This is a genomic window from Brachybacterium sp. NBEC-018 (assembly GCF_024860185.1).
GTDB lineage: Bacteria > Actinomycetota > Actinomycetes > Actinomycetales > Dermabacteraceae > Brachybacterium > Brachybacterium rhamnosum.
Genome location: NZ_CP100650.1, coordinates 984,695 through 1,011,478 on the forward strand (window position 1 = coordinate 984,695; position 26,784 = coordinate 1,011,478).

At 75.0% G+C, this 26,784-nt stretch carries 20 protein-coding genes; 7 read left to right on the top strand and 13 right to left on the bottom strand.

What is annotated here, in order from left to right; translation table 11 throughout:
- The first annotated feature begins 281 nt into the window (after positions 1-281).
- The 3 genes from NLU66_RS04465 to metE all read left to right on the top strand — a co-directional run bounded on the left by NLU66_RS04465 (position 282) and on the right by metE (position 4,826).
- Positions 282-1,349, top strand: coding sequence for a transglycosylase family protein (locus NLU66_RS04465; protein WP_259361740.1), 1,068 nt, complete (start codon positions 282-284; stop codon positions 1,347-1,349).
- A gap of 193 nt (positions 1,350-1,542) precedes the next feature.
- A complete protein-coding gene (locus NLU66_RS04470; RefSeq protein ID WP_259361741.1) occupies positions 1,543-2,496 on the top strand; it encodes a methylenetetrahydrofolate reductase in 954 nt (317 codons plus the stop codon).
- On the top strand, positions 2,493-4,826 hold the full coding sequence (metE, locus tag NLU66_RS04475) for a 5-methyltetrahydropteroyltriglutamate--homocysteine S-methyltransferase (protein ID WP_259361742.1): 2,334 nt from the start codon (positions 2,493-2,495) through the stop codon (positions 4,824-4,826). The genes NLU66_RS04470 and metE overlap by 4 nt, the downstream gene beginning before the upstream one ends.
- 324 nt (positions 4,827-5,150) lie before the next feature.
- Here metE and NLU66_RS04480 read toward each other — a convergent pair whose 3' ends face one another.
- Positions 5,151-6,056, bottom strand: a complete 906-nt coding sequence (locus NLU66_RS04480; protein WP_259361743.1) for an endonuclease domain-containing protein — start codon at positions 6,054-6,056, stop codon at positions 5,151-5,153.
- 272 nt (positions 6,057-6,328) lie between these two features.
- Between NLU66_RS04480 and NLU66_RS04485 the strand changes: the two genes are divergently transcribed.
- Both NLU66_RS04485 and NLU66_RS04490 read left to right on the top strand, forming a co-directional pair.
- Complete coding sequence (locus NLU66_RS04485; RefSeq protein ID WP_259361744.1) at positions 6,329-7,951, top strand: GTP pyrophosphokinase; 1,623 nt, start codon at positions 6,329-6,331, stop codon at positions 7,949-7,951.
- Between the two features lie 114 nt (positions 7,952-8,065).
- Positions 8,066-8,917 carry a PHP domain-containing protein gene (locus NLU66_RS04490; RefSeq protein WP_259361745.1) on the top strand — a complete coding sequence of 284 codons (852 nt, stop codon included), beginning with the start codon at positions 8,066-8,068 and terminating at the stop codon, positions 8,915-8,917.
- A 28-nt stretch (positions 8,918-8,945) separates the two neighbouring features.
- On the opposite strand, the gene NLU66_RS04495 is transcribed toward NLU66_RS04490, so the two are convergent.
- The 6 genes from NLU66_RS04495 to NLU66_RS04520 all read right to left on the bottom strand — a co-directional run bounded on the left by NLU66_RS04495 (position 8,946) and on the right by NLU66_RS04520 (position 15,332).
- Positions 8,946-9,557, bottom strand: a complete 612-nt coding sequence (locus NLU66_RS04495; protein ID WP_259361746.1) for a short chain dehydrogenase — start codon at positions 9,555-9,557, stop codon at positions 8,946-8,948.
- An 85-nt stretch (positions 9,558-9,642) separates the two neighbouring features.
- Entirely contained in the window at positions 9,643-10,863 is a 1,221-nt protein-coding gene (locus NLU66_RS04500) for an alpha/beta hydrolase (RefSeq protein ID WP_259361747.1), read from the bottom strand.
- A gap of 69 nt (positions 10,864-10,932) precedes the next feature.
- Positions 10,933-11,694 carry a heme ABC transporter ATP-binding protein gene (locus NLU66_RS04505; RefSeq protein ID WP_259361748.1) on the bottom strand — a complete coding sequence of 254 codons (762 nt, stop codon included), beginning with the start codon at positions 11,692-11,694 and terminating at the stop codon, positions 10,933-10,935.
- On the bottom strand, positions 11,691-12,746 hold the full coding sequence (locus NLU66_RS04510) for a FecCD family ABC transporter permease (protein ID WP_259361749.1): 1,056 nt from the start codon (positions 12,744-12,746) through the stop codon (positions 11,691-11,693). The genes NLU66_RS04505 and NLU66_RS04510 overlap by 4 nt, the downstream gene beginning before the upstream one ends.
- Entirely contained in the window at positions 12,743-13,819 is a 1,077-nt protein-coding gene (locus tag NLU66_RS04515) for an ABC transporter substrate-binding protein (protein ID WP_259361750.1), read from the bottom strand. Before NLU66_RS04515 ends, NLU66_RS04510 begins: the two co-directional genes overlap by 4 nt.
- 130 nt (positions 13,820-13,949) lie before the next feature.
- The gene (locus NLU66_RS04520; protein ID WP_323374444.1) at positions 13,950-15,332 is read right to left on the bottom strand and encodes an MATE family efflux transporter; all 1,383 of its coding nucleotides are present in this window, start codon (positions 15,330-15,332) and stop codon (positions 13,950-13,952) included.
- Positions 15,333-15,514: 182 nt separating this feature from the next.
- Here NLU66_RS04520 and NLU66_RS04525 point away from each other — a divergent pair, with 182 nt between their 5' ends.
- Entirely contained in the window at positions 15,515-19,057 is a 3,543-nt protein-coding gene (locus NLU66_RS04525; protein ID WP_259361751.1) for an efflux RND transporter permease subunit, read from the top strand.
- A 262-nt stretch (positions 19,058-19,319) separates the two neighbouring features.
- Here NLU66_RS04525 and NLU66_RS04530 read toward each other — a convergent pair whose 3' ends face one another.
- Both NLU66_RS04530 and NLU66_RS04535 read right to left on the bottom strand, forming a co-directional pair.
- Positions 19,320-20,681 (bottom strand): MFS transporter, encoded by a 1,362-nt coding sequence (locus NLU66_RS04530; protein WP_416232182.1) that lies wholly within the window; start codon positions 20,679-20,681, stop codon positions 19,320-19,322.
- Positions 20,682-20,777: 96 nt separating this feature from the next.
- Positions 20,778-21,269, bottom strand: coding sequence for an NUDIX domain-containing protein (locus NLU66_RS04535; protein ID WP_259361753.1), 492 nt, complete (start codon positions 21,267-21,269; stop codon positions 20,778-20,780).
- A gap of 113 nt (positions 21,270-21,382) precedes the next feature.
- Between NLU66_RS04535 and NLU66_RS04540 the strand changes: the two genes are divergently transcribed.
- Positions 21,383-22,072 (top strand): hypothetical protein, encoded by a 690-nt coding sequence (locus NLU66_RS04540; RefSeq protein ID WP_259361754.1) that lies wholly within the window; start codon positions 21,383-21,385, stop codon positions 22,070-22,072.
- Here NLU66_RS04540 and NLU66_RS04545 read toward each other — a convergent pair.
- Genes NLU66_RS04545 through NLU66_RS04560 form a run of 4 tightly spaced genes read right to left on the bottom strand, consistent with a single transcriptional unit; the run spans position 22,053 to position 26,480 of the window.
- The gene (locus NLU66_RS04545) at positions 22,053-24,038 is read right to left on the bottom strand and encodes an urea amidolyase family protein (RefSeq protein WP_259361755.1); all 1,986 of its coding nucleotides are present in this window, start codon (positions 24,036-24,038) and stop codon (positions 22,053-22,055) included. The genes NLU66_RS04540 and NLU66_RS04545 overlap by 20 nt on opposite strands.
- Entirely contained in the window at positions 24,035-24,793 is a 759-nt protein-coding gene (locus NLU66_RS04550; protein ID WP_259361756.1) for a LamB/YcsF family protein, read from the bottom strand. The genes NLU66_RS04545 and NLU66_RS04550 overlap by 4 nt, the downstream gene beginning before the upstream one ends.
- Positions 24,790-25,851 carry a Sir2 family NAD-dependent protein deacetylase gene (locus NLU66_RS04555; RefSeq protein WP_259361757.1) on the bottom strand — a complete coding sequence of 354 codons (1,062 nt, stop codon included), beginning with the start codon at positions 25,849-25,851 and terminating at the stop codon, positions 24,790-24,792. Before NLU66_RS04555 ends, NLU66_RS04550 begins: the two co-directional genes overlap by 4 nt.
- Positions 25,848-26,480, bottom strand: coding sequence for a DedA family protein (locus NLU66_RS04560; RefSeq protein ID WP_259361758.1), 633 nt, complete (start codon positions 26,478-26,480; stop codon positions 25,848-25,850). Before NLU66_RS04560 ends, NLU66_RS04555 begins: the two co-directional genes overlap by 4 nt.
- Positions 26,481-26,784 lie beyond the last annotated feature (304 nt).

Sequence of the window (26,784 nt, forward strand, 5' to 3'; positions counted from 1 at the left end):
TCGTCTGCGGCTGAGCGGCGGGCGGGGAGCTCGCGCGGGAAACCGCAGAGAATGACACCGCTGTGATTCGCGGAAATGGTGCCGCGCCGCGCTCAACCGGTAAAAGTTTGGCAAAGTGTGGATTCGGAATAGGTCACCAGGCCTGGATCCCGAGGTGCGTGACCTGCACCCTTGACGGGAGCCCGCCGCAGGCGCGCAGGTCATGAGCCCGCGCATCTGATCCCCCGGCAAAGCTCGCCCTTCCCCCGCTTCCCCGAGCCGCTTCCCCGAGGAGTCCTCCCATGGCCACCACGAACACTCACCGCGCCGACGGCGGCGCCGTCTACTTCCGCGGTGCCCGCGTGGCGCCCAAGGTCGCGGCCGCGACCGGTGGCGCCGTGATCGCCGCCGGCCTCTCCGTGGGCGGCGCCGGCATCGCGAGCGCCGACGACTCCGTGTGGGACAAGGTCGCCCAGTGCGAGTCCGGCGGCAACTGGTCCATCAACACCGGCAACGGCTACTACGGTGGCGTGCAGTTCTCGAAGTCCACCTGGAAGGCCTTCGGCGGCACGGAGTACGCCTCCACCGCGAACCTCGCCACCAAGGCCGAGCAGATCGCCGTCGCCAAGCGCACCCTCCAGGCGCAGGGCCCCGGCGCCTGGCCCGTGTGCGGCAAGAAGGCCGGTCTCACCCGCTCCAGCGGCGGTGCCGACGCGAACGCCCAGCCCTCGGGGTCGTCCTCGGGCTCCGGCTCGGCGAGCCGTGACGACGATCGTGAGAGCGTCTCCGGCGCGCTCGCCGTCGACGGCAAGTTCGGCCCCAAGACCGCCTCCGCGCTGCAGCGCTGGATCGGCGTGAAGGCGGACGGCTCGCTCTCCTCCTCGGACGTCAAGGTCCTGCAGAAGAAGGTCGGCACCACCGCCGACGGCAAGATCGGGGCGAAGACGACCGCGAAGCTGCGCGCCGCGATCGGCGTCTCCTCCAACGGCGCCCGCGACTTCCGCTACGACTCGTCCACCGTGAGGGCCCTGCAGTCGTTCCTCAACGGCGGCGGCTCCTCCTCGAGCGGCTCGTCCTCCTCCGGGGGCTCCTCCAGCTCCTCCGGCACGCTCGTCGTCGACGGCAAGTTCGGTGCGAAGACCACCTCCGCCCTGCAGAGCTGGGTGGGCGTCAAGGCCGACGGCTCGCTGTCGACCTCGGACATCAAGGCCCTCCAGAAGAAGGTCGGTGCGACGGCGGACGGCAAGATCGGCTCCGAGACCACCGCCAAGCTGCGTCAGAAGATGGGCCTGAAGAAGAACGGCGTGTGGGACTTCCGCACCTCCTACGCGACCACCAAGGCGCTGCAGACCTACCTCAACAACCGCTGACCCGGAGCGGCCACGCGCCGCAGGTCAGGACGCGCCGGTCCCCGTCGGGGGCCGGCGCGTCGTACTGTCCGGGCCCGTCACCAGCGAGTTCATGAAGGAGCCCGCACGTCACACGACGACGCACCGCGCCACCTTCGGCACAGGCCGTCACATTCCTTCCCCCGGGGCCCGCGCGCCTCGTAGGTTCGCCGCCATGTCCGCGACCTCGATCCTCCCGGCCCCGCAGCCCGCCGGCGCGCCCCTCGCGCCCGCGCGCCACCGGCCCGCGCTCAGCTACGAGCTGTTCCCGGCGCGCAGCGACGTGTCCTTCGAGCGCCTGCGCACCACGATCGCGGCCCTCGAGCAGACCGCCCCCGACTACGTCTCCGTGACCTCGAAGACCGGTCAGGGCAACCTCGACCGGGTGCTCGAGGTGACCGAGCACCTCCTCGGCGCGACCACCCTGCGCCCCCTCGTCCACCTCACCTCGATCGGCTCCACCCGCGCCGAGCTCGCCGCGATCGTCGGCGCGCTCCTGGACCGCGGCGTGCGCGGCGTGCTCGCCCTGCGCGGCGACCAGCCCGAGGGGCACCGGCTCGACGACGACGAGGTCCCCTTCGCCCGGCCCCTCGTCGAGCTGATCCGCGCCGTCGAGCGGGAGCGCACCGCCGCGCTCGCCGGCGGCCGCCTCAGCGTGGGCGTCGCCGCCTACCCGCACCGCCACCCCGAGTCGCCCACCGCCCAGCACGATCTCGAGGTGCTCATGGCGAAGGAGCGCGCCGGCGCGGACTTCGCGATCACGCAGGTCTTCTTCGACCCGGCCGCCTACGAGACTCTCGTCGAGCGCGCCCGCACCGCCGGCATCGGCCTGCCGATCGTCCCCGGCTTCGTGCCCGCCACGAACCCGCGCCGGCTCGCCCGGCTCGCCGAGCTCTCCGGGGTGCAGGCGCCCCGCGAGCTGCTCCACTCCCTCGAGACCGCCCGGGACGACGCCGAGCGCCACCGCATCGGCGTGGCGCACACGGCGGGTCTCGCGGCGCGCGTGCTCGACGCCGGCGCCCCCGGCCTCCACCTGTTCACCTTCAACCGGCATGTCGAGGCCCTCGACGTGCTCGACGCCCTCGACCTGGACCGCTGGTCCGCACCCACCGCAGGAGATCTCCGATGACCCCCACCGTCCCCGCCCTCCCCGCTGCCCTGCCGATCGGCTACCCGCGCATCGGCCCCGACCGCGAGCTGAAGAAGGCCGAGGAGGCCTACTGGGCCGGCCGGCTCGACGCGGACGGCTTCGCCGAGGCCACCCGCACCCTGCGCCGCGCGACCCGCGCCCGCCTCGCCGAGCTGGGCCTCGCCGGCGCCTCCGCCGCACCCGAGTCGTTCTCCCTCTACGACCAGGTCCTCGACGCCGCCGTCGCGACCGGCATCGTCCCCACCCGCCTCGCCGGCGTGCTCGGCGCGGACGGCACCGTCGGCACCGACGGCTACTTCGAGCTCGCCCGCGGCACCGCCGAGCAGGGCCCCCTCGAGATGACCAAGTGGTTCGACACGAACTACCACCACCTCGTCCCCGAGATCGGCCCGGACACCGACCTCCACGTCGCGTCCACGCAGGTCGTCGACCTCTTCCGCGAGAGCCTCGAGGACGGCGAGGGCACCCGCCCGGTGCTCGTGGGCCCGCTGACCCTCCTGCTCCTGTCCAAGCCGGCCGACGATGCCCCCGAGGGCTTCGACCCCCTGGACCGCCTCGACGAGCTCGTCGCCGTCTACGCCCAGCTGCTCTCCGCCCTCCGCGAGGCCGGCGCCCCCTGGGTCCAGATCGAGGAGCCGGTGCTCGCCGCCGACCAGCGCCTCGACGCCGCGCAGCTCGCCGAGGCCCTGCAGCGCTCCGTCGGCCGTCTCGCCGCCTCCGAGGACCGCCCCGCGATCCTCCTGGCCACCCCCTACGGCGGCATCGGCGACCTGCTCGCCGCCGCCTTCGCCACGGGCGTCGAGGCCGTGCACCTCGACCTCACCCGCGGTGACCTGCCGAGCGTCGCCCAGCTCGCCGGCGTGGGCACCACCCGGATCGTCGCGGGCCTCGTCGAGGGCCGCACCGTGTGGCGCACCGAGCTGCCCACCGCCGCCGCGCGCCTCGCCGAGCTCCGCTCCCGCATCGCCGAGGCCGGCGGCGACGGCGAGAACGTCTCCGTCTCCTCCTCCGTCTCGCTCCAGCACGTGCCGCACACCCTCGACCGGGAGACCTCCCTCCCCGCCGAGCTCGTCGCGACCCTCGCCTTCGCCGACGAGAAGATCACCGAGATCGTCGAGCTCGCCGCCGGCCAGGTCGCCCCGGGCTCCGTGGACGGCCCCCGCTCCGTGCCCCGCACCTTCGCGGGCGTCCGCGACGAGGCCGTGCGCGAGCGCGCCGCCGCCGTCACCGACGCGGACTCCACCCGCACCGACCACGTGGTGCGCGAGGAGGCGCAGCGCCAGACCCTCGGCCTCCCGGACCTGCCCACCACCACCATCGGCTCCTTCCCGCAGGTCACGGAGGTGCGCCGCGCCCGCGCCGCCCACCGCCGCGGCACGCTCGACGCCGCCGGCTACGAGCAGGCGATGAAGGACGAGATCGCCCGCGTCATCACGCTGCAGGAGGAGCTGGGTCTGGACGTCCTCGTCCACGGCGAGCCCGAGCGCAACGACATGGTGCAGTACTTCGCCGAGAACCTCGACGGCTTCGCGGTCAGCGAGCACGGCTGGGTGCAGTCCTACGGCTCCCGCTGCACGCGCCCGTCGATCCTCTTCGGCGACGTGTCCCGGCCCGCGCCGATCACCGTCCCCTGGGCCACCTACGCGCAGTCGCTCACCCCGCACCCCGTCAAGGGCATGCTCACCGGCCCGGTGACGATCCTCGCCTGGTCCTTCGTGCGCGACGACCAGCCGCTCGGCGAGACCGCCGACCAGGTGGGCCTCGCCCTGCGCGACGAGGTCGCCGACCTCGAGAGCGCCGGCATCCGCATCATCCAGGTCGACGAGCCGGCGCTGCGCGAGCTGCTCCCGCTGCGCCGCGCGGACCACGCCGCCTACCTCGACTGGTCGGTGCGCTCGTTCCGCCTCGCCACCTCCGGCGTCGAGGACACCACGCAGATCCACACGCACCTGTGCTACTCCGAGTTCAACGTGGTCGTCGACGCGATCAACGCCCTGGACGCGGACGTCACCTCCATCGAGTCCGCCCGCTCCCGCGGCGAGATCCTCGAGGCCGTGGACCCGGATGCCTTCCCCCGCGGCATCGGCCCGGGCGTGTGGGACATCCACTCCCCGCGCGTGCCCACCACCGAGGAGATCGTGGACCAGCTGCGCCGCGCCCGCGCCGTGGTCGGCGCCCGCCGGCTCTGGGTGAACCCGGACTGCGGCCTCAAGACCCGTGCCTACGCGGAGACCGAGGCCAGCCTGCGCAACCTCGTCGCCGCCGCCCGCGCGGCCCGCGAGGACGCAGAGGTCCCCGCCGCCGTCTGACCGCCCGGCCGGCCCGCGTCGGCTCACGTCGGCCCGGCCCACGGCCCGCGGCCCCGGCCCCGTCGGCCCACGGGACGTCATCGCGCAGGTCCCCCCGTTTCGGGGCACATCTGCGCGGTGACGTCCCGTCCTCATGTGGTCGCCGACCGCTCGGCCCCGGCCCCTGATGCCCTGTTCCCGCGCGGCACCTCGCCCGCCCGGCCCGGCCCCGCCGGCCCATTGGACGTCATCGCGCAGGTCTCCCCGTTTCGGGGCGCATCCGCGCGGTGACGTCCCGTCCTCCTGCGGCGTCCCGGCCCGGGTGCCGGCGCGCGGATCCGTCAGTCAGGCGGCGGGGCTTCGCCGGTGATCGCCGCGTCGGAGCACGGTGCGCAGCATGGCCTCGGTCTCCGCCCACTCGAGGAACACCTGCTTCCACGTGAGCCGGGTGACGACGTATCCGCGAGTGCGCAGCGCGAGGTCCCGGGCCCGGTCGCGCTCGTAGGCGTCCTCGGAGTCGTGGAACTCGCGGCTGTCGCACTCGATGATCCAGGACTCTCCCACCACCAGGTCCACTCGACCCACGCCCGGGATCACGACCTGGCTTCGCACCGGGATCCGCTGCGCCTCGCACCACCAGCGCACCCGTGTCTCCGTGCCCGAGCCGGCGTCGTGACGGATCCGAGCCAGGGTGCGGCGCGGGGTGTGCGGGAGGTCGGCGACGATCCGACGCGCATCACGGAGGGTGAGGCGCCGCCGTTCGATCGCGGACTCGAACAGGATCGCCGCCTCCATCGAGGGCAGGCACCGCGCGGCATGATCGAGCACCAGGGTCAGGCTCGGCACCGGATCGGTGCCCGGCCAGGCGCGGGCTGCCGGCCCGTGGAACAGCAGCGGCAGTCTCTTCTCCTGGAGCTTCGACACGGGCTGGCCCTGGCGCCGACGGAGAGGGATCGCGGTCGTGGCCGGCACCGTCCCGTCGGGCAGGCGGGTGCCCCGTCCCACCCGCGGGCGGAACACGTGCACCGCCTCGAGCCGAGGGGGCACCCAGAGGCCGTGCAGTGAGGCGGCGTCGAGGCAGGTGGGGCGCACACCCATGGTCAGCAGGGCGACGAGATCGGCCGGCGCGCCGTCCTCGACGATCCAGGGCCCGATCCGGTGCGCGGTGCCGCCGTCGAGGGCAGCGGTGAGGTGCTTCGCGTGGGCCCCTGGTCGGAGGGCGCGGTGATGGGTGACGCCGGTGATCAGCATGGAGGGAGGGGATCATCTGGTGGCTCGGCGCATCCGGGCGAGTGTTGACGATGTGGACGGCGACGGGGTGGGGAGGGACGACGCGTGGCCGCCGGCGCTCCGGCATCTCGGGCCCCTCGACTGACTCCGCCGCCAACCGTCACGAGCGCACGGGACGTCATCGCGCAGGTGCCCCCGATTCGGGCCACATCTGCGCGAAGACGTCCCGTGCCCCGTCGCGGCGACGTCGGGGCGGGGGCCTAGGGTGGGCGCAGACGCACAGGGGGGACCGCATGGCACGACGGACGAACGGCGGCGCGGCCGGCAACGGCAATCGCGACGCAGCCGGCAACGGTGGCGCCACCGGCAACGGCAACCGCGAGGCGGCCGTCAACGGCCCGGCCGGCAACCGCGAGGTGGCCGTCAACGGCCCGGGCGGCAATCGCGGCGCGGCCGGCAACCGCGACGCTGCCGGCAACGGCGGCACCACCGCCGCCGGCGGCACGGCGGGCAGGGCCGCGGCGCCGGTCGACGCCTCGCTCTGGGAATGGCTGCCGCAGGCGGCGCACGAGGTCGAGGTGGGGCTGCGGGGGCTGCTCTCCGAGGCGTCGATCAACGCCCATGACGTGACGGCGCGCGCCAAGCGCTACGAGTCGTTCGTCGAGAAGTGCCGTCAGAAGGGCTACACAGAGCCGCTGCGGCAGGTGACGGACACGGTCGCGGTGCGGCTGATCATGTACTCGGCGACGGATCGCGAGCGGGCGTCGGAGCTGGTCAGGGAGCGGTTCGAGCTCGCGGAGGATCTGGACACGAGCGAGCGGGACACGGTCTCGCCCTCTCGCCGCGGCTACGACTCGACCCACCTCGTGGCGATCGCGGAGCGGGAGGACGCCGAGCATCCGGTCGCGCCGCGCGGGTCGAGCCTCGACCGCTACTTCCGCACCTTCGGCGGGCTCGAGATCCAGATCCGCACGGTCGCCGCGCACGCCTGGGCGGAGTTCGAGCACTCCCGCCGGTACAAGGGCGAGGGCTACAAGGCCGTCGGCGATCTGGACCGGCTCACGATCGACCAGCTCTTCGGGGCGGCGGCGGATGCCCGGCACGCACTCGACGAGATCTTCGTCGCGATCGACCGGGTGCTCGCGAACCCCGCCGGATCCGCCGAGTCCGATCATGCCGATGCCGCGGAGGACGGTGCGGAGGAGGAGACGACGGCGCCGGAGGTCGAGCTGCTCGACGTCGAGGCGCTCACCGCGTACCTCGCGCACCGCTTCCCCGAGGACTCCGAGGGCTCGGAGCGGGGCGTCGCCTTCGCGCTCGAGCTCGTGCAGGCCTGCGGGCTGCGCACGGTGCGGGGCCTGGACGCGGAGCTCTCCGCGATCGACGGTGCGGAGGTGCGCCGGCTCATGGACACGTCGACGACGGTCACGCGCGTGCGCCGCCTGGACGACGAGCTGCTCGCGGTGCTCGGCGAGGAGTACATCGAGCGCACGGCGAGCATCGGCAACGGCTCGCGACGCGGTGACCAGCTGCGATGGCGGTACGACCGTCTGCGCGGCAAGGTCACGGTGCGCCGTCGGACGGTCACGTACCAGCTCTTCGGGGCCGACGTCCCCGCCGATCTCACGGGCCATGCGATCCCCGCGGTGCGGGCGGTGCGGGAGGTCGCCCGGATCGTCGCGACGGTCGAGGGCTCCGCGCAGGTGGTGCGCGACGGGGCGATCAGCCGCCTTGAGGACCTCCCGCTCGAGGCCCGCGCGCGCCCCGTGCGCCTGGCGGACGGCACCACGCTCTGGGTCGCGACGGCGCTGGGCCGACGGGCCGCGGAGCGCCTGCTCGAGGACCTCCTCGACGGCGCCGAGCGCACGGACGTGCGGGTGCTGCGCAACGGCGAGCCGCTGGCCACGGGCGGCTGAGCGGCGGCGGGTCGGCCGACGGCGACGGGTCCCGCCCGACGGCGGCCCGGATCGCCGTGAGGCCGACGTCGGACACGACCCGTCGGCGCCGCCGCGCCGTGGCAGGCTCGTGCCATGATCCTCCCCGCCGACAGCCACGTGCACAGCGAGTTCTCCTGGGACACCGGCGGTACCGGCTCCGCCGCCGCCGGGACGATGGAGGCGACCTGCGCCCGCGCGGTCCGGATCGGCCTCCCGGCGCTGTTCTTCACCGAGCACCTCGACCTCGAGGACGCCTGGTTCAGCGACGACGAGGACTTCGACGAGCACGAGAAGCACCTGCTCGGGGCCGACGGGATCGTCGCCGTCCCGCGCTTCGACGTGGACGGCTACCTCGAGAGCGTGGAGCGCTGCCGGGCGGCGTTCCCGGAGCTGCGGATCGGCACGGGTCTCGAGTTCGGTCAGCCGCACCTGCGCACCGCGGCGGCGCGGCAGCAGCTGGACCTGGGCCTGTTCGACCGGATCATCGGCTCCCTGCACACGCTCGAGCACGAGGGCCGGCGCGCGGAGCCGAACACCCTGTTCCGCCGACTGCCCCCGGAGGAGGTGTTGCGCCGCTACCTCGCGGAGGTGCCCGCGCTGGTCGCCGGGGACGAGCCCTTCGAGGTCGTCACCCACCTGGACTACGCGCTGCGCTACTGGCCCGAGGAGGAGCACGGCCCGGTGGACCCGCGCCGCGTCGAGGGGGAGATCCGGGCGGCGATGCGGGCGATCGCGGGCAGCGGCCGCGCGCTCGAGATGAACACGCGCCGGCTGTGGCCGTGGATGCCGCAGTGGTGGAGCGAGGAGGGCGGGCGCGCCGTGAGCTTCGGCAGCGACGCGCACGTGCCCGCGGCCCTCGCCCACGGCTTCCCGGAGGCGGCCGCGATGGTGGAGTCCTTCGGCTTCCGGCCCGGCCGCGAACCCCGGGAGCTGTGGCGCCGCTGAGCGCGCGGCGCCACGCCCGGCGGCGGGCTCAGACGTCGAGCACGCGGCCCGTTTCGACGCCCTCGACGGCGCGCACGTAGGTCGCGGCGACGTCGGCCGCGGGGACGGGCAGGAACCCGGGGAAGCTCGGGTGGTAGCCCTCCGCCTCGGCGAGCACGTTCGGGCTGACCGCGTTGATGCGCGCCCCGCCGGGGAGGGTCGCCGCGTGCGCGCGCACGAACCCCTCGACCGCACCGTTCGCGACGGAGGCCGCGGCGCCCGTGGGGACGGGGGAGTGGGAGAGGATCCCGCTGGTCAGCGTGAAGGAGCCGCGCTCGGCGAGCAGCGGGGCGCCGTGGACGACGAGCGCGATCTGGCCGAGCGCCTTGTCGAGCAGACCGGCGCGGTAGTCCTCGACGGTGAGCTCCGCGGCGGGCTTGAAGGGGACCTTGCCGGTCGCCGCGACGACGGCGTGGAGGGGCCCGGCGGCGGTGACGCGGCGCAGGAGGTCCGCGACGGAGGCCTCGTCGGTCAGGTCGACCTGCTCGCCGGTGGAGCGGGAGGCGCGCACGACCTCGTGGCCGCGCTGCTCGAGGAGGTCGGCGACGGCGCCGCCGATCAGGCCGCTCGCGCCGACGACGAGGACTCGCTGGGTGGTCATGCGGGGGCTCCGTTCGCTGAGGTGATGGCCCGGGATCGGGCCGTGCCCCCAGCATGCACCGCCCGCCTGGGCACCGTGCCTGGGATCAGCGGCCGAGCTCGGCGGCGAGGTCGTGGAGCAGCGCCGGCTGCCACCAGGCCCAGTCGTGGCCGCCGCTGTGCAGGTCGAGAGTGACCTCGGCGCCGCAGCCGTCGAGGGCGTCGGCGAGCGCGCGGGCGTCGGCGGACATGGTCCCCTCGAAGCGGCCGGCGTGCAGCCGCAGCCGCAGCGGGGCGCGGCCGGCGGCCTCCCGCAGCGGGCCGACGAGCGCGCCGCGCGGGTAGCGCCACAGGGAGACGGACTGCGCGATCGCGATGCCGATCGTGCCGGGGGCGCGGGCGGCGGTGAACAGAGCGGTGAGGCCGCCGTAGCTGGCTCCGGTGATGATCGTGCGGGCGGGGTCGTCAGTCAGGGCGAGGCGCCGGCCGCCGGGCGCGGTGAGGCCTGCGGCGCGCAGCTGCGGGACGAGCTCCTCGGCGATCCATGCGGCCTGCCCTCCGGGCACGCCGAGCACGTCGCCGCGATGCTCCCCGGCGTCGACGAAGACGGCGACGAGGGGCGGCAGGACGCCGGCCTCGACGCCGCGCCGCAGCCGCTCCGGGGTGCCCAGCTGCTCCACGTGCTCGGCGCCGTCGGTGACGACGAGCAGCGGCAGCGGCGCGGGCCCCGCCTCCTCCGGGACCCACCAGCGCACGCGGGGAGCGTCCGGGCCGAGCGGCAGCTCGTGCACCTCGGCAGGGGTCTCGGCGTCGTCGCGGCCGGCGCGGAAGAGGCCGTCGAAGGGGAGGGAGAGCACGGAGCGCTCGGCGCCGCCGCGGGCCGCGCCGTGGCGGTGCGCGCACAGGGCGTCGGGGTGCACGGGCGCGCCGGGCGCCTTGAGCCCCGCCTCCCACCAGGGCGGATCGCCGGGCCCGTCGTGCTCGACGAAGCCGTAGCTCGCGCGCCAGTCCGCGGGCGCCTCGAGCACGATCTCCCACCAGCCGTCCCCGGCGGGCACGAGGTCGAGGGCGTCGGCCGGCTGCGGCCGCCACCAGCCGGAGGCGTGGAGGGCGACGGCGCGGGCCCGGGGTGCCCGGTGCCGCAGGCGCAGCAGCACGCCGTCCGCGCCGCGGGAGAGGACCTCGGGGGCGCTGCCGGTCGCGGGGGCGGGCGTCAGGGTGCGCGGGTCGCGTCGGCGTACCGGGAGCGGGTCCTCCATCGCGGGCGGGTGCGGGAGCGGCTCCCAGCGGGCGGGGTCGAGCAGATCGGTGAGCTGGTCGGCGGGCACGGGTGCTCCTTCGTCGCGGGCGGGAGGGTCGGGACAGAACGGGTCGGTGACGGGGGCGAGACGGGAGGACTAGACCGGGACGATCAGCGGCCGCCCGGTGACGGGATGGGCGAGCACGGCGACCTGCTGCCCGTAGACCTCCGCGATCCGCTCCGCCGTGAGCACCTCCTCCGGCGTGCCGAGCGCGGCGAGGCGCCCGGCGTCGAACATGGCGACCCGGTCGCAGAAGCGCGCGGCGAGGGAGAGGTCGTGGAGCACCGCGAGCACGCATCGGCCCTCCCGGGCGAGCCCGGCGGCGCGGCGCAGCACGCTCTCCTGGTGGCGGAGGTCCAGGGCGGCCGTCGGCTCGTCGAGCAGCACGATCGGCGCGTCCTGGGCGAGGGTGCGGGCGAGGACCGCGCGGGCGAGCTCCCCGCCGGAGAGGGTCGTGACGTCGCGGCCGGCGAGATGCGCGACCTCGGCGTCCGCGAGGGCCGTCCCGACGATCGTGTCGTCCACCTCGGAGGCCTCATGCGGTGCGCGGCCCATCTCCACGAGCTCCTGCACGGTGAAGGAGAACGCCTGCTGGTGCTGCTGCGTCATGACCGATCGCAGGCGGGCGAGCTGTCGCGGCGGCGCCTGGTGCGGGGTGAGGCCGCTCAGGGTGATCCGGCCGCTCGCCGGTGCCATGTCCCCGGCGAGCAGGCCCAGCATCGTCGACTTCCCGGCGCCGTTGGGGCCCACGAGGGCGAGCAGCTCGCCCCGGCGGGCGGTGAGGGTGACGCCGTCCAGGAGCCGCGCCGGGCCGATCGAGAAGCTGACCCCCTCGACGACGACCGCGTCCCCGCTCATCCGTGCACCGCCCGGGAGCGCAGCACGAGCAGGAGGAAGAAGGGGGCGCCGATCGCGGCGGTGAACAGGCCGATGGGGACCTCCGCGGGCGGGGCGACGATCCTCGCGAGGGTGTCCGCGACGACGATCAGGAGCGCGCCGAGCACCGCGCTCACGGGCAGCAGGGCGCGGTGGCCGGGCCCGCACAGCAGCCGCACGATGTGGGGGACGACCAGGCCGATGAACCCGATGGTCCCCGCGAAGGCGACGCTCGCCCCGGTGAGCACCGCGGTGATGACGATGACCAGGCGCCGGGTGGCGTTCACGTCGAGGCCCAGGTGGCGGGCCTGGCGCTCGCCGAGGGTGAGCAGGTCCAGGCGCCGGGACAGCAGCACGAGCACGACGATGCCGGCGAGCACGGGTCCGGTCGCGAGGGCGAGGCGGAGGGCGTCGATCGAGCCGAGGGATCCCATCTGCCAGAACACGACGGTCTCGAGCTCGTCGTCGTCGGCCGCGAAGGTGAGGAAGCCGGTGACGGCGGCGAAGGCGGAGCCGATCGCGATGCCGACGAGCAGCAGCCGCGAGGTGCCGCCGCCGGCGGCGGGGCGGGCCAGGAGGTAGATGAGCCCGGTCGCGAGGAAGCCGCCGGCCATGGCCGCCGCGGGCAGCGCCCAGGCGAGCAGGGCGCTGGTCAGCGGCGGCAGCAGCACGATCGCGGCGACCGCGCCGGTGGTGGCGCCGGCGCTCACACCGATGATGCCCGGATCGGCGAGGGGGTTGCGGAAGAGGCTCTGCAGGCTCGCCCCGGAGACGGCGAGCGCCGCCCCGGTGAGCACGCCGAACAGCACCCGCGGGAGCCGCAGCTGCATGACGACGGTGGTCTCGAGGGCGTCGCGGCCCGCGCCGATCCCGAGCAGCTCGTGGCCGAGCACGGCGAGCACCGTGCGCGGGTCAAGGCCGATGGGGCCGGTGCCGATGCCCACGACGACGGCGAGCAGGAGTGCCGCCCCGCCGACGGGCAGGGCGAGGGACGGGGGGATGCGGCGGGTCCGCTCCGTGCGGGCGCGGGTCACGCGGCGGGGAGCTCGGCGAGTGCCGTGGCGAGGGCGAGCGCCCCGGCGCCGACGGCGGTGCCGGAGACCTTGATCTGCTCGCTGGGCATGAGCAGGAAGTGCGAGGACTGCCCGGCGGGGGTCTGGGCGAGGGTGGGGAAGGCGGTGAGGAAGCCCTCGAGGCCTCCCCATTCCTCGAGGTCGCCGGTGCCGGTGACGACGACGTCCGGGGCGAGGTCCAGCAGGCCCTCGTCGCTGTACTCGACGGAGTAGCCGCGCAGGCCCGCCTCGACGCCGCAGTTCACGGCGCCGATCGCCTCGATGATGTCCGCCGCGGCGGTGCCGGTGCCGACCACGGCGTTCGCGCCGCCGGCGCCGGAGGAGGTCACGACGAGCACGCGGAGTGCGGCGACGGCGTCGCCGCTGGCCGCGGCGGCGCGGGCGAGCTGGTCCTCGACGGCGACCGCGAGCTCCTCGCCCGCGTCGGGGTCGCCGATGAGGGCGGCGACCGCGCGGATCTTGTCGGCGACGCTCTGCTGGTCGTCGATGACGGCGGCGGAGATCCCGGCCGCCCGGAACTGGGCGGCGACGTCCCCGTGGCGCTTGGTGTTGTTGCCGAGGAAGAAGGTGCCGTCGACGGCGAGCAGGCCCTCGGTGCCGGTGGACCGGCTGAACTCGAACTGCTCGGGGGCGGCGAGCGCGGCGGCGGCGACGGAGCCGGTGGGGGCGGCGTGGACGTCGTCCTGGAGGCCCATGGCGGCGAGCATGTCCGCCACGTCCTCGCCGCCCACGATGGTGCGGGACACGTCCTCGACGGTGACCTCGGTGCCCGTGCCGTCGGTGAGGGTGACGGGGAGCGTCGGGGTCGCGGCGGTGGTGGGGACGTCGGTGCCCTCGACCCAGGTCCAGCCCTCGGGGAGGTCCGACGGCGCTCCGCTCGGGGAGCCCGCGCCGCTCGTCCCCGCTCCGCCGGCGTCGGAGGCCCCGGCGGCCTCCGCGGCGATGTCGGCGGAGCCGCCCCCGCAGGCGCTGAGCGCGAGCAGCGCTCCGGCGGCGGGGACGGTCGAGAGCAGGGTGCGGCGGGGCAGGTGCACGGCGGGGGCCTCCGAGGAGCGGTGAACGCAAAGTCATGCTTCGCTTAATAGGTGAGGGTGACCTTACTTTGTTGGCGGGGTGCCGGTCCCCGCCGTCCATCCCTCGGCCCGCTCGTGGGGAGCCGTGCGCTCAGGCCCCCGTGCGCATCCAGGCGTCGCCGCGCGTGCGCAGGCCCAGCGTGATCGCGCGCGCGATCATGTACAGCAGGTTCGTCGCGACCCACAGCAGCGCCGTGCCGAGCGGCCCGGCCGGGGCGACGACGCCCACCGCGATCGCGCCCGGCATCACCGCGGCCGCCGCGACGATCCCCGCCCGCGCGAGGTACGGGGCGTCCCCGGCGCCCATGAGGATCCCGTCGAGCACGAACACGTACCCGGCGATCGGCTGGGCGACCACGAGCACCCACAGCGCCGCCCGCAGGTTCTCCTGCACGAGCGGGTCCGGGCTGAACACCCCGGGCACCGCGTAGCTCGCCGCGAGCAGCACGAGCCCCACCACGACCCCGCCGCCCACGCCCCAGCGGGTCAGCCGGCGGGTCACCGCATGCACGGTCGTCGTGTCCGCCGCACCGAGGTAGCGCCCGGTGAGCGCCTGCCCTGCGATGGCGAGGGCGTCCAGCGCGAGGGAGAGCAGCATGAACACCGTGGTCGCGAGCTGGTGGGCGGCGAGCTGCACGTCGCCCAGCCGCGCCGCGACGACGACCGTCACGATCGTCACCACGCGCAGGCTGAGGGTGCGCACGAGCATCGGCACCGACTCCCGGCCCGTGCTCATCACCCCGTGGAGGTCCGGCCGCAGGCTCACCCCCGCGCCCCGCGCGTAGCGACGCACGGCCGCGAGCAGCACGAGCGCCATGAGCCACTGCGCGATGATCGTGCCGATCGCGCTGCCCGCGATCCCCAGCTGCAGGCCGAGGATCAGCAGCGCGTTCAGCGGCACGTTGAGGATCGCGCCGCCCACGGCGACGACGAGCGGCAGTCGGGCGTCCTGCATGCCCCGCACCAGGCCCGTCGTCGCCTGCACAGCGAGCATCGCCGGCAGGCCGAAGGCGGAGATCCGCAGGTAGATCACCGCCTGCGCCGTCACCTCGGGGCTCGCGCCGAACAGGGCCAGCAGCCATGGACCGATCACGGCGAGCAGGAGCGCGCACACCGTCCCGATGAGCAGGGCGAGCCAGGAGGCGTCCACCCCGCGGGAGATCGCCTCCCGACGACGGCCCGCCCCGATCGCGCGGGCCACGGCGGCCGTCGTCGAGTAGGCGAGGAAGATCGACAGCCCCACGACCGTCATGAGCACCGTCGAGGCGATGCTGAGGCCGGCGAGCGCGGTCGTCGAGACCCGGGCGACGAACGCGGAGTCCGCCATGACGAACAGCGGCTCGGCGACGAGCGCGCCGAGGCTCGGCACGGCCAGGCGCAGGATGTCGCGGTCCACCGCGCGGCGCGCGGCGCGGGGGTCGCCCGGCGAGGGGGACGGGGAAGCGGGGGAGGAGGGTGAGGAAGGTGGCGCCACCCGTCCATTGTGGCGGCTCCCCGGAACGTCACAGCGGATCGTGACCGAACCCCCTACCGACGTCGGATACAGCGGCGCATCGGGCTGTGGAACAGTACCCGGCGGGGGCCTCCGGAGCCGTGACCCCCGGTCGCGGCCGTGCGGTCGCGTCGCCGCCGTCGGCCGCAGTCCCAGGGAGTGCCATGCATCGTCTCGCCCACCTCAGCCTGAACAACCGGGCCTTCATCGCGCTCGTGTGCATCGCCGTCTCGATCATCGGCGTGTTCTCCATGTCGACGATGCGCCAGGAGCTCATCCCCTCGGTCTCGCTGCCGCAGATCCAGATCGTCACGACCTCCCAGGGCTCCACCTCGGAGCAGATCGAGGAGCGGATCTCCTCCCCGATCGAGCAGGCCGTGAGCGGCATCGAGAACGTCGAGTCGACCTCCTCGACCTCGCAGGCGAACACCTCGATGGTCACCCTCGAGCTCACCTACGGCACGGACGTCTCCCGCTCCGCGAACCAGGTCGACGCCGCGCTCACCCGCATCGAGGACCAGCTGCCCGACGGCACGGACCCGCAGGTCATCGCCGGCGGCTCCGGCGACATCCCCGCCGTGGTCCTCTCCGTCTCCTCGGACCTCGACCCCTCTGAGCTCGCCGACCGCCTCGACTCCCAGGTCGTCAAGGAGCTCGAGCGCGTGGACGGCGTCTCCTCCGTCGCCGTGATCGGCGCCCCCGAGGAGATCGTGCGCATCACCCCGGACGAGGACGAGCTCACCGCCAAGGGCCTCACCGACAACGACATCAAGACCGCCCTGGACGACAACGGCCTCTCCGCCCCCGGCGGCACCGTCACCGACTCCGACCGCAGCCTCGACGTGGTGCTCGGCAAGTCCATGAGCTCCCTGAAGGACCTCGAGTCGATGGTGCTCATGCCCGCCGAGTCCTCCGACGCGACCGCGCAGACCCTCGGCCAGACCCCCGAGGTCACGACCCTCGGCGACGTCGCGAAGGTCGAGCGCACCACCCAGGACGCCACCTCGATCTCCCGCACCGACGGCCGCGAGTCGCTCGTCCTCATGGTCACCGCAACCGCCGACGGCAACGTCGTCGACGTCTCCCAGGACGTCGAGGACACGATGGCGGACCTCCTCCCCGGCGTGGGCGGCAGCGCGAAGAGCGACGTCGTCTTCGACCAGGCGCCGTTCATCCAGGAGTCGATCGTCGCGCTCGCGGAGGAGGGCGCGCTGGGCCTGCTCATGGCCATCGGCGTGATCCTGCTGTTCCTGCGCCGCGTGCGGCCGACGGTCGTCACCGCGATCTCGATCCCGACGTCGCTGCTCATCGCGTTCATCGGCATGCTGGTCTCCGGCTACACGCTGAACATGCTGACCCTCGCGGCGCTCACGATCTCCATCGGCCGCGTCGTCGACGACTCGATCGTCGTCATCGAGAACATCACCCGTCACCTCTCCTACGGCAAGCCGCGACGCCGGGCGATCCTCGACGGCGTGCGGGAGGTCGCGGGCGCGGTGACCGCCTCGACGCTCGCCACGGTCGTCGTCTACCTGCCGATCGCGCTCGTCGCCGGCATGGCCGGGGAGCTGTTCCGACCCTTCGCGCTGACCGTCGCGATCGCGATGCTCTCCTCGCTGCTGGTGTCGCTGACGATCGTCCCGGTGCTCGCCTACTGGTTCCTGCGGGCGCCCAAGGCGGCCGCCGCGATCACCGATCCCGACGACCCCTCCCAGCAGGCGAAGGTCCGCGAGGACGCCGAGGCGAAGGAGGAGAAGGGCTGGCTGCACCGCCTCTACGCGCCGATCCTCCACCTCACCCTCGACTCGCTGCCGCGGCGCCTGGGCACCGTGGCCGTCGCGATCCTCGTGCTGATCGGCTCCGGCTTCCTCATCCCGCTGATGACGGTCAACTTCCTCGGCGACACGGGGCAGAACATCGCCTCGATCACGCAGACCCTCCCCGCCGGCACGAGCCTCGAGCAGTCCTCGGACAAGGCCACGGACGCCGAGAAGGCGCTCATGGACGTCGACGGCGTCGAGACCGTCCAGACCACCATCGGCGGGGGCGGCGCGCAGGCCGGCCTCGGCGGCGGCGCGGGCGGCGAGAACACGATCAGCTACTCGATCACCACGGCGACCGACGTCGAGGACCAGCAGGCCCTCACCGAGAAGCTCGTGGACACGCTGAAGGACCTGCCCGATGCGGGTGAGGTCGAGTCCTCCGACGTCGGCTCCGCGACCGGCTCCTCGACCGTGGACATCGAGATCACCGGGCCCACCGCCGAGGACCGCAAGAGCGCGAACGACGCGATCCTCGCCGAGCTCGACCCGCTGCCCTCCGGCGTCACCGACGTCACGAGCGACCTCGAGGGCGACGAGCCCACCGCGGTCGTCACCGTGGACCGCACGGCCGCCGCGGAGAAGGGCCTCACCGAGAACGCCGTGATCGGCATGGTCGCCGCGCAGCTCTACCCGGGCTCGATCGGCACCATCGCCCTGGACGACTCCGACCTCGACATCTACGTCGAGCAGGGGGAGAAGGTCGACACCCTCACCCAGCTGAAGGACCTCGAGCTCGCCCCGGGCCTGCCGCTCACGGACGTCGCCGAGGTCTCCGAGCAGAACTCCCGGCCGTCGATCTCCACCAAGGACGGCGTGGAGACCGTGACGATCGCGCTGACCCCCGCCGGGGACGACGTCGGCACCGTCTCCGAGGCCGCGAACGCCGCGATCGACGCGGCGGACCTGCCCGAGGGCACGGAGGCCACCCTGGGCGGCACCTCCGCGGACATCAACGAGACCTTCGGGCAGCTGGGCCTCGCGATGGCCGCCGCGATCCTGCTCGTGTACGTGCTGCTGGTGTGGATCTTCAAGTCCCTCATCCAGCCGCTCGTGCTGCTCGTCTCGATCCCCTTCGCCGCGGTGGGCGCGTTCGGCCTGCTCGTCATCACGGGCGTGCCGCTGGGCCTGCCCTCGATGATCGGCCTGCTCATGCTCGTGGGCATCGTCGTCACGAACGCGATCGTGCTCATCGACCTCGTCAACCAGTACCGGCGTGACGGCATGGCGCTGGACGAGGCGCTGCACCTGGGCGCCTCGAAGCGACTGCGGCCGATCCTCATGACCGCCGCCGCGACGATCTTCGCGCTCATCCCGATGGGCCTGGGCCTCACCGGCAACGGCGGCTTCATCGCCCAGCCGCTCGCGGTGGTCGTGATCGGCGGCCTCGTCTCCTCGACCCTGCTGACCCTGGTGATCGTCCCCGTGCTCTACCGCATGGTGGAGGGCCCGGGGGAGCGTCGCCGCCTGCGCCGCGAGGCCCAGGAGACGGAGCAGCGGGCACAGCGCGACGCGGCCGACGCCGAGCGCCGTGAGCGCCACCGCAGCGAGAGCGCGACGACGGGCGAGGACGTCGCCGCGGCGCCGACCGCCCCGGCCCCCGCCTCGAGCGGCACGGCCTCGACGGGCACGACCTCGACGGGCACGACCGGAACTGCCTCGACCGGCACTGCTGCGGCAGGGAACGGCTCGACCGGGTCCGCCGCGGCGGGATCAGCCCCTGCGGCGGGTGCTGCCCATGGCCGACGGGCGGCGACGCCCGCGACGGGCACGCCGGCCGTCGGGCGTCCGTCGTCGCCGGCCTCGGGTGCCGAGCGCGGCCGACGCGCGAGCCTCAAGGAGCGTGGCGGCATCGTCGGCATCCTCCGGCGCCGCTTCCGCCGCTGAGCCGGGGAGCCTGCGGCGCGGGTCCGGGAACTCTGCGGCGCCGCTGAACCGGGCGCCGCCCCGGGACGCGCGAAAGAAATGGCACCTCAGGGAGAATGTCCTGCGCGACATGCTCCCTGAGGTGCCAATCGTCTGTGCCGCGCCAATAGTTCGTGCCGTGCCGTGCCGTGCCGTGCCGTGCCGGGCCGTGCCGTGCCGGGCCGTGCCGGTCCCGACCGGGGTGGGCCGCGCCGCGCTCCGCTCCGCGCCCCGCGCCGGGTCATCAGTCCTCGAGGGCGACCCCCCGCTGCTCGGGCAGCGTGAAGGCCGCGAGCGCCGCGACGCCGAAGGCCGCCGCGAACACCGCGAAGGCGAGCACCGTGCTCCCGGCGACCACGAGCACGGGGACCAGGAAGGGCGCCACGAGCGAGGCGATCCGGCCGAACCCGGCGGCGGCGCCCGTCCCCGTGCCGCGCACCGCGGTGGGGTAGAGCTCCGGGCCGATCGCGTACAGGGCGCCCCAGGCGCCCAGGTTGAAGAAGCTCAGCAGGCAGCCCGCGACGATGATCGCCGCCTCGGACCCGGCCGAGCCGTAGGCGACCGCCGCGATCGCGGAGCCCGCGAGGAAGATCGTCAGCGTCCAGCGGCGGCCCAGGCGCTCGATGAGCCAGGCGGAGACCGCATAGCCGGGGATCTGCGCGAGCGTGATGATCAGCGTGAACGTGAAGGACTTCGTGAGGTCGAAGCCGCGCTCCACCAGCAGCGTCGGGATCCAGATGAAGGCGCCGTAGTAGGAGAGGTTGATGCAGAACCACACCGTCCACAGCGCGGCGGTGCGCCCGCGCAGGCCGCGGCTCCAGATGCTCTCGTGCGGCGGGGCGGGGGCCTCCGCACCCGCGCTCCAGGTGTCCTCCTCGGTGGGGAGGTCGGCGTCCGTGAACCCGGCGGACTCCTCGAACTGCCGCACCACCTGCTCCGCCTCCGCATGCCGGCCGCGGCTCTCGAGGAAGCGCACCGACTCGGGCATGCCCACGCGGATCACGAGCGAGTAGAGCGCCGGGACCATGCCGATCGCGAGCGCCCAGCGCCAGCCGGAGGGGCCGCTCGCCGCGACGAGCGTGCCGATGAGCGCGGCGAGGATCCAGCCGATCGCCCAGAACGCCTCGAGCCACACGATCACGCGGCCGCGGATCCGGCGGGGAGCGAACTCGGAGACGAGGGTCGAGGCGACCGGCAGCTCCGCGCCGAGGCCCAGGCCCACCACGAAGCGCAGGGCGATGAGCACGGCGAGGCCGCCGGCGAGGGCGGAGGCCCCGGTCGCGAGGCCGTAGACCAGCAGGGTGAGCGCGAAGACGCTGCGCCGGCCGATCCTGTCCGCGAGCAGCCCGCCGACGGTCGCGCCGATCGCCATGCCCGCGAAGCCGGCGGAGGCGATGAGCGAGCCGTCGGCCTTGTCGATGCCCCAGTGCACGGTGAGCGCGGCGATGACGAAGGACACGAGGCCGACGTCCATCGCGTCGAGCGCCCAGCCGATGCCGGATGCGCCGAGCAGGCGGCCGTGACGGCGGGTGAAGGGGAGACGGTCGAGGCGCTCGGCCCGGGTGAGGGGCGCGGCGCTCGAGGCGGCGGAGGTCGGGGACATCATCGGCTCCGGAGGAGGGGAGGGGCAGGCCGGAAGCCATGATCCCGCATCACCGCGCTCCGCGCGCACCCCGGCCACAGTGAGGCTGCGGGGGGCGGCTCAGCCGACGGGCGGGGAGAGGAGGTCCACCTCCGCCTCGCCGCGCAGCACGGCGAGGGCGCGCTCAGCGCGGGCGGCACCCCACGGGGAGAGCAGGTGCGCCTCGGACTCCTCGACGAGGCGCCAGCCGTCGAGCTCCGCCTCCTGGGGGACGATCCGCGCCTCGAGCTCCGCTGCGGGCATCACCCCGGCGTCGAACACGAAGTGCACGCCCATCGGGGCGCCCGCGGCGGCGCGCGAGGGCACCCAGTTCAGGGCGAGAAGGCGGCCGATCTCGACGTCGAGGCCCAGCTCCTCCTGCACCTCGCGGCGGGCGCAGCCGCGCGGGTCCTCGCCCGGGTCGACGCCGCCGCCGGGCAGCAGCCAGTGGTCGCGGTAGTTCGGCTTCTCGATGACGAAGCGACCGTGCTCGTCGCGCAGGATCACCGCGGCGGAGGTGATGACCTTGGGCAGGGTCGCGAAGTAGGCGGGATCGGGCAGCAGTCGCGGCATGCGCCCATCGTGTCACCCGGGCGGGGAGTTCTCCCGGCCGTCCGGCGGCGACGCCTCCCGTAGGGTGCGACGCAGGATCCGCGGGGGCGCTGCGGGTGGACGGGAGGAGAAGGATGGGGAAGGCCGCCCGACTGGCCCGCCGTCACGGTCTGGGTCGTCCCCTGCGCACCTACCGGCAGTCCTTCCCGCTGTGGTGGCACCTGCTGTGGATCGCGATGGCGCTGGTCATCCTCGTCTCGGTGGGGGTGAACCAGAACCTCGACGTACTGACGAAGGCGTGGGGCGCAGCGATCCCGCTGCTCGTGGGGCTGGTGCTGTGGTGGCTGCTGACGGACGTGCGGCTGGTGCTGTGCGAGGGAGGCGTCGTCATCGGCCGCTTCTTCCCGCTGTTGTCCCCGTCGGTGATCCCGTACGGGGCGATCGAGCCGCGCGGGGTCACGTGCGTGAGCGACGTCGGCCGCTTCTCGAAGGTCTCGGGCCGCGAGTTCGGCTCGACCCTGTTCTACTTCCCGCAGTCGCGCCGCGGGCTGCTGTTCGACGGCCCGCCTGCGAAGGCCGTGCGCCGTCGCAGCGGTGCGCTCGCGTCGATGTTCGACTCCCCGCCGGACACGGTGCGCGGCGGGAAGCTGTGGGCCTTCGCCTACCGCGGCCGGCCGGAGGACCTGCTGGCCGTGATGCACCGGGGCATGGTGGGCGTCGGCGTGCCCTTCGCGGAGGCGCTGCCCGGCGCGGCGCTGCCCGAGCGCGGGGTGGGCGCCTCCCGGGACGAGGCGCGCGCCCGGATCAACGGCTTCGCGCCCTGAGCGGCTCCACCGCGACGAGGCGCAGCCGCGTGCCCGGCGCGGCCTGGGCGAGCTGGTCGAGCCCGGCCCGGGTGACCACACCGATCACGGGGTAGCCGCCGGTCGTGGGATGGTCCGGCCCGAACACGACGGGCAGGCCCGAGGGCGGGACCTGCACGGCGCCCGGGAGCATCGCCTCGCTGGGCAGGGTCGCGGCGCCCTCGGGGACGGGCAGCGCGGGCCCGTCCAGGCGCACGCCCACCCGGTCGGAGTCGCTGCGCACCGTCCAGGTCGTGGTGCGCAGCGCCCTCACGGCGGCCTCGCCGAGCAGCGCGTCCCGCGGGCCGAGGACGACGGGCACCTCGAGCGGCGGTCGGGGCGCAGGGCCGGAGCCGGCAGCGGGGTCGTCGTCGATGTCGTCATCGTGCTCGGTCCCGGACGCGGGGCCGACGGCGGAGCCGGCGTCGGGCCCGGACTCGGGTCGGGCGATGGGTCCCGGGCCGGGCGCCGGCACGGCGTCGAGGCCGCGCTCGGGGCCGATCCTCAGCTGATCGCCCGCGCCGAGCGGCGCCGGTCCGAGCCCGGAGAGCGTGTCCCGGGAGAGGGAGCGGAGCACGGGCCCCTGTGCCTCACCGTCCCCGGCGCCGACCACCCCGGTGATCCCGCCGCGCACGGCGAGCACGATCCGCAGGCCCGAGCCGGCGGGCCCGATCGTGAGCTCGTCCCCCGCGTCCAGGGCGAGAGCCCGGCCGTCGGACGCGTAGGCCGGGACTTCCTGGTCCTCCTCGTCCGGGTCGCCGCGCAGGATCGTCACCGGTGCCGGCGCCCCCGCGAGGGCGATCACGAGCGGGGCGGACGCCCGCAGCCGGTGCGGCCCCAGCAGTCCTTCGAGCGCCGCGGCGTGCGGAGGGTTGCCGACGGCGAGGTTCGCGGTGACGAGCGCTCCCCGGTCGAAGGCCCCGGAGCTGCTCACGCCGATCGAGGCGCGGCCGGGTCGTCCTGCGTCCTCGACGAGCAGCAGCGGCCCGGGCGCGAGCACCTCGAGCGACGGGCCGGCCGCGCCCGGACGCACACCGGCGGAGCGCGCAGAGGACCCGCGCGCGGCCTCCCGTCCGGTCGCGTCCCGGCCCCCGGGGTCGCCCGCCTCCGGTCTCCGCGGAGCGGCGCGGAGGGCGGCGAGGCGCTCGCGGGCGGCGGCCGCCTCCCGCCGGGCGAGCTCGAGCGCGGTGGCGGCGCCGCTCGTCGCCGCCGCACCCACCGGGGTGCCGGCGAGGCCGCGGGGGCGCGCACCTGCCGGCGCCGCCGTCGGACCTGCCGCCGATCCCGTGAGGACGCGGTCGCGCCGGGCCCGGAAGCGCACGCGCGTGCCGGGGGCGAGCAGGGCGGGCGGGGTGCGCTCGGGGTCGAAGAGCGTCACGTCGGTGCGGCCCACGAGCTGCCAGCCGCCGGGGGAGGAGCGCGGGTAGACGCCGCAGTAGCCGGCCGCGAGCGCGACCGAGCCGGGCGGGACGGCCGTGCGCGGGGAGGAGCGGCGCGGCACCTGCCAGCGCGGGCCCTCGCCCTCCGCCTCCGGCACGAGGTAGGAGAAGCCGGGCGCGAAGCCCCCGAACGCCGCCGTCCACACGGTCCCCGTGTGCGCCGTGACCAGGGCGGGGACCTCGATTCCCAGCAGCGCGGCGGTCTCGGCGAGGTCCTCCCCGTCGTAGACCACGGGGATCTCGACCTCCTGCGCGGCGGCGTCCTCGGCCGGGGCGGGAGGGAGGTGCGCGAGCAGCGCCGCGAGGGTGAGGGCGTCGGCGCCGCTCGTGCCGCGCAGCAGCAGGGTGCGCTCGGCGGGGACGAGGTCCGCGAGCGCGGCGGGGGCGAGGGCGCGCACCGCGCTCGCGGCCCCGAGCACGGCGGCGATGTCCGGGTAGACGGCGAGCACGGCGGCCTCCCCGGCGGGGCGGAGATCCTGCGGCGGCGGGAGGTGCTCCCCGGGGCTCACAGCGCCGCCCGGATCGTCATGCCCTCCGCCTCGAGCCGCTCGCGCACCGCACGGGCCAGGGCCACCGCGCCGGGGGTGTCCCCGTGCAGGCAGAGGGTGCGCACGGGCAGGTCGATCACGGTGCCGTCCGTCGTGCGCACCTGCCCGTCGCGGGCGAGGGAGAGCGCCTGGGCGGTGACCTCCTCCGGGGTGGTGAGCACGGCGCCCGCCTCGCGGCGCGGGGTGAGCGTGCCCGTGGGGGTGTAGGTGCGGTCCGCGAAGCCCTCGAGCAGCACGGGCAGGCCGGCGCGCGCGGCGAGGGCGGCGACCGCGGAGCCGGGCGCGGCGAGCAGCGCCAGCTCCCCGCCGAGCTCCTGCAGCGCCGTGACCACCGCCGCGGCCTGCGCCTCGTGGTGGGCGATCGCGTTGTAGAGCGCGCCGTGGGGCTTCACCCCGCGCACGCGGGTGCCGGTGGCCGCGGCGAGCGCCTGCAGGGAACCGGTCTGCGCGAGGATCTGGTCGGTGAGCTCCGCGGGGGCGATGTCGAGGAAGCGCCGGCCGAAGCCCTGCAGGTCCGGGTAGGCCACGTGGGCGGTGACGGCGACCTCCCGGGCGGCCGCCGCCCTCAGCGCGGCGCGCATGGTCGTGGGGTCCCCGGCGTGGCCGCCGCAGGCGACGTTCGCGGTGGTGACGACGTCGAGCAGCGACTCGTCGTCGCCGAGGCGCCAGTCGCCGTAGCCCTCGCCGAGGTCCGCGTTCAGGTCGATCGTGCTCACGCTCGGGTCTCCTCGGTGCTGCGTCGGGGGTGGTGATCGGGGGTGGGGCCGACGGCGGGTCCGGAGGGGGCGACGTCGGCCCCGAGCCGCTCCGCCCAGGCGCCCAGCACGTCCTCGATCCGGCCGTGCAGGCGCACCGTCGCGAGCCCGTCCCCGCGGGTGGGGCCGTCGTTGAGGATGACGATCCCCTGGCCTGCGCGGTGGGCGGCGCGCACGAACCGCAGCCCGGACTGCACGGTGAGGCTCGAGCCGAGCACCAGCAGGGACCGCGCGGCCGCGAGCGCCGCGAAGGCCGCCTGCACGGTCTCGGGGCGGGCCGCCTCGCCGAAGAAGACGACGTCGGGCTTGAGGATCCCGCCGCACAGCGGGCACGGCGGGTAGCGGAAGCTGCTCGTGCGGTCCACCTCGGCGTCGCCGTCGGGCGCCTGCGCGGCGTCCGCCGCGAGCTCCTCGATCCGGGCGGCGAGCTCGGGGTTCATGGCGAGCATCCGGGAGTGGAGCGCGGAGCGGGAGCTCAGCGTGCCGCAGCTGAGGCAGCGCACCCGGTCCAGGCGTCCGTGCAGGTCGATGACGGGGTCGGAGCCGGCGCGGCCGTGCAGGCCGTCCACGTTCTGGGTGATGACGGCGCTCTGCGGCAGCGGGCCGGCGCCGAGCCGCGCGAGCAGCAGGTGGCCGCGGTTGGGGCGGGCCCGGCCGAACTGCGTCCAGCCGACGGTGGAGCGCGCCCAGTAGCGGCGCCGCGAGAGGTCCGAGCCGGTGAACTCCTGGAAGGTCATGGGGGAACGGGGCACGGCGTGGCGGCCGCGGTAGTCCGGCAGGCCGGAGGCGGTGGACATGCCCGCCCCGGTGAGCACGGCGACCGGGCCCTCGCGCAGCAGGTCGAGCGCCGCCTCGAGCTCGTCGGGCCCGCTGCTGCGGCCGTACTCGGCGCCGTCCACGGGGCCCCAGGCGGGCGTGCGCGGCAGGGCCCGGGCGGGCGCCGGCGCCGCCGCGGTGGAGAACCAGCGGCCGACGTCCGCCGCGGGCCCGGCACGGTGGCCGTCGGCGGGGATGCTCACCCCTCCAGCGTAGGCGGGCCGTCCTTGCGGCGGCGCGAGCGCAGGCGCTGGGTGAGCAGGCCCAGCAGCGCGAGGATCCCGATGCCGGCCACGATCGAGGAGTAGACCCGCACGAACGCCTCGAGGGTCTCGCCGCCCGCGGTGCCGAACAGGTATCCGGCGACGACGAAGACGGCGTTCCAGATCCCCGAGCCGAGCCCCGTGGCCAGGGCGAACAGTGCCACGGGCATGCGCTCGATGCCGGCGGGGAGCGAGATGAAGGTGCGCACCATCGGCACGAAGCGGGCGAGGGCGACGGCGGGGAAGCCGTGGCGGTCGAAGAACCGCACCGCCATGTCGACGTCCTTGTCCTCGAGCAGCGGGAGCCGCCGCACGAGCCGTCGCGTCCGCTCGAGGCCCAGGGTGCGGCCCACGGCGTAGACGCCGAGCCCGCCGAGGACGGAGCCGGCGGTGGTCCACGCGATCGGCACGAGCACGTGCTGGCCGTCGGCCGCGGCGCTCACGCCGGCGAAGGGGAGCAGCACCTCGCCGGGGACCGGCGGGAAGAGGGCCTCGGCGGCGATGACGAGCGCGATCCCGGGGCCGCCCAGGAGCTCCATGAGGTGGATGGCGAATCCGGCGATGTCCATGGCTCCCCCTCCGTGCTCGCCGCCCTGCCCGTGCCCGGCACCGCCCGGGCCGTGCGCGGCGAGGCTAGCGCCCGCGCATGGCGAGGGGGTGAACGGGCGGCGTCGGCCGCGGAGGTCACGACCCGGCGTCGATCCGGCGCCGGGTCGTGGACGGCATTGACATCGACGCCGGTTAGCGCTTTCCTATGTGTGCCGCACCACAGGGTCCTCCCTCGTCGTCGATGGATCACCCGCGCACTGCAACACGCGAATGAAACCTTTCAGAAACAGGCGTGCACCGATCGCAGCGGATCGGCGCCCCACC

What these genes read in the sequence shown, in the direction of transcription:
- NLU66_RS04505 (WP_259361748.1), bottom strand. Translation starts at nt 11,694, where the DNA reads ATGAGCGGGGACGCGGTCGTCGTCGAGGGGGTCAGCTTCTCGATCGGC.
- NLU66_RS04525 (WP_259361751.1), top strand. Translation starts at nt 15,515, where the DNA reads ATGCATCGTCTCGCCCACCTCAGCCTGAACAACCGGGCCTTCATCGCG.
- NLU66_RS04485 (WP_259361744.1), top strand. Translation starts at nt 6,329, where the DNA reads ATGGCACGACGGACGAACGGCGGCGCGGCCGGCAACGGCAATCGCGAC.
- NLU66_RS04560 (WP_259361758.1), bottom strand. Translation starts at nt 26,480, where the DNA reads ATGGACATCGCCGGATTCGCCATCCACCTCATGGAGCTCCTGGGCGGC.
- NLU66_RS04480 (WP_259361743.1), bottom strand. Translation starts at nt 6,056, where the DNA reads ATGCTGATCACCGGCGTCACCCATCACCGCGCCCTCCGACCAGGGGCC.
- NLU66_RS04490 (WP_259361745.1), top strand. Translation starts at nt 8,066, where the DNA reads ATGATCCTCCCCGCCGACAGCCACGTGCACAGCGAGTTCTCCTGGGAC.
- NLU66_RS04530 (WP_416232182.1), bottom strand. Translation starts at nt 20,681, where the DNA reads ATGATGTCCCCGACCTCCGCCGCCTCGAGCGCCGCGCCCCTCACCCGG.
- NLU66_RS04470 (WP_259361741.1), top strand. Translation starts at nt 1,543, where the DNA reads ATGTCCGCGACCTCGATCCTCCCGGCCCCGCAGCCCGCCGGCGCGCCC.
- NLU66_RS04495 (WP_259361746.1), bottom strand. Translation starts at nt 9,557, where the DNA reads ATGACCACCCAGCGAGTCCTCGTCGTCGGCGCGAGCGGCCTGATCGGC.
- metE (WP_259361742.1), top strand. Translation starts at nt 2,493, where the DNA reads ATGACCCCCACCGTCCCCGCCCTCCCCGCTGCCCTGCCGATCGGCTAC.
- NLU66_RS04535 (WP_259361753.1), bottom strand. Translation starts at nt 21,269, where the DNA reads ATGCCGCGACTGCTGCCCGATCCCGCCTACTTCGCGACCCTGCCCAAG.
- NLU66_RS04465 (WP_259361740.1), top strand. Translation starts at nt 282, where the DNA reads ATGGCCACCACGAACACTCACCGCGCCGACGGCGGCGCCGTCTACTTC.
- NLU66_RS04540 (WP_259361754.1), top strand. Translation starts at nt 21,383, where the DNA reads ATGGGGAAGGCCGCCCGACTGGCCCGCCGTCACGGTCTGGGTCGTCCC.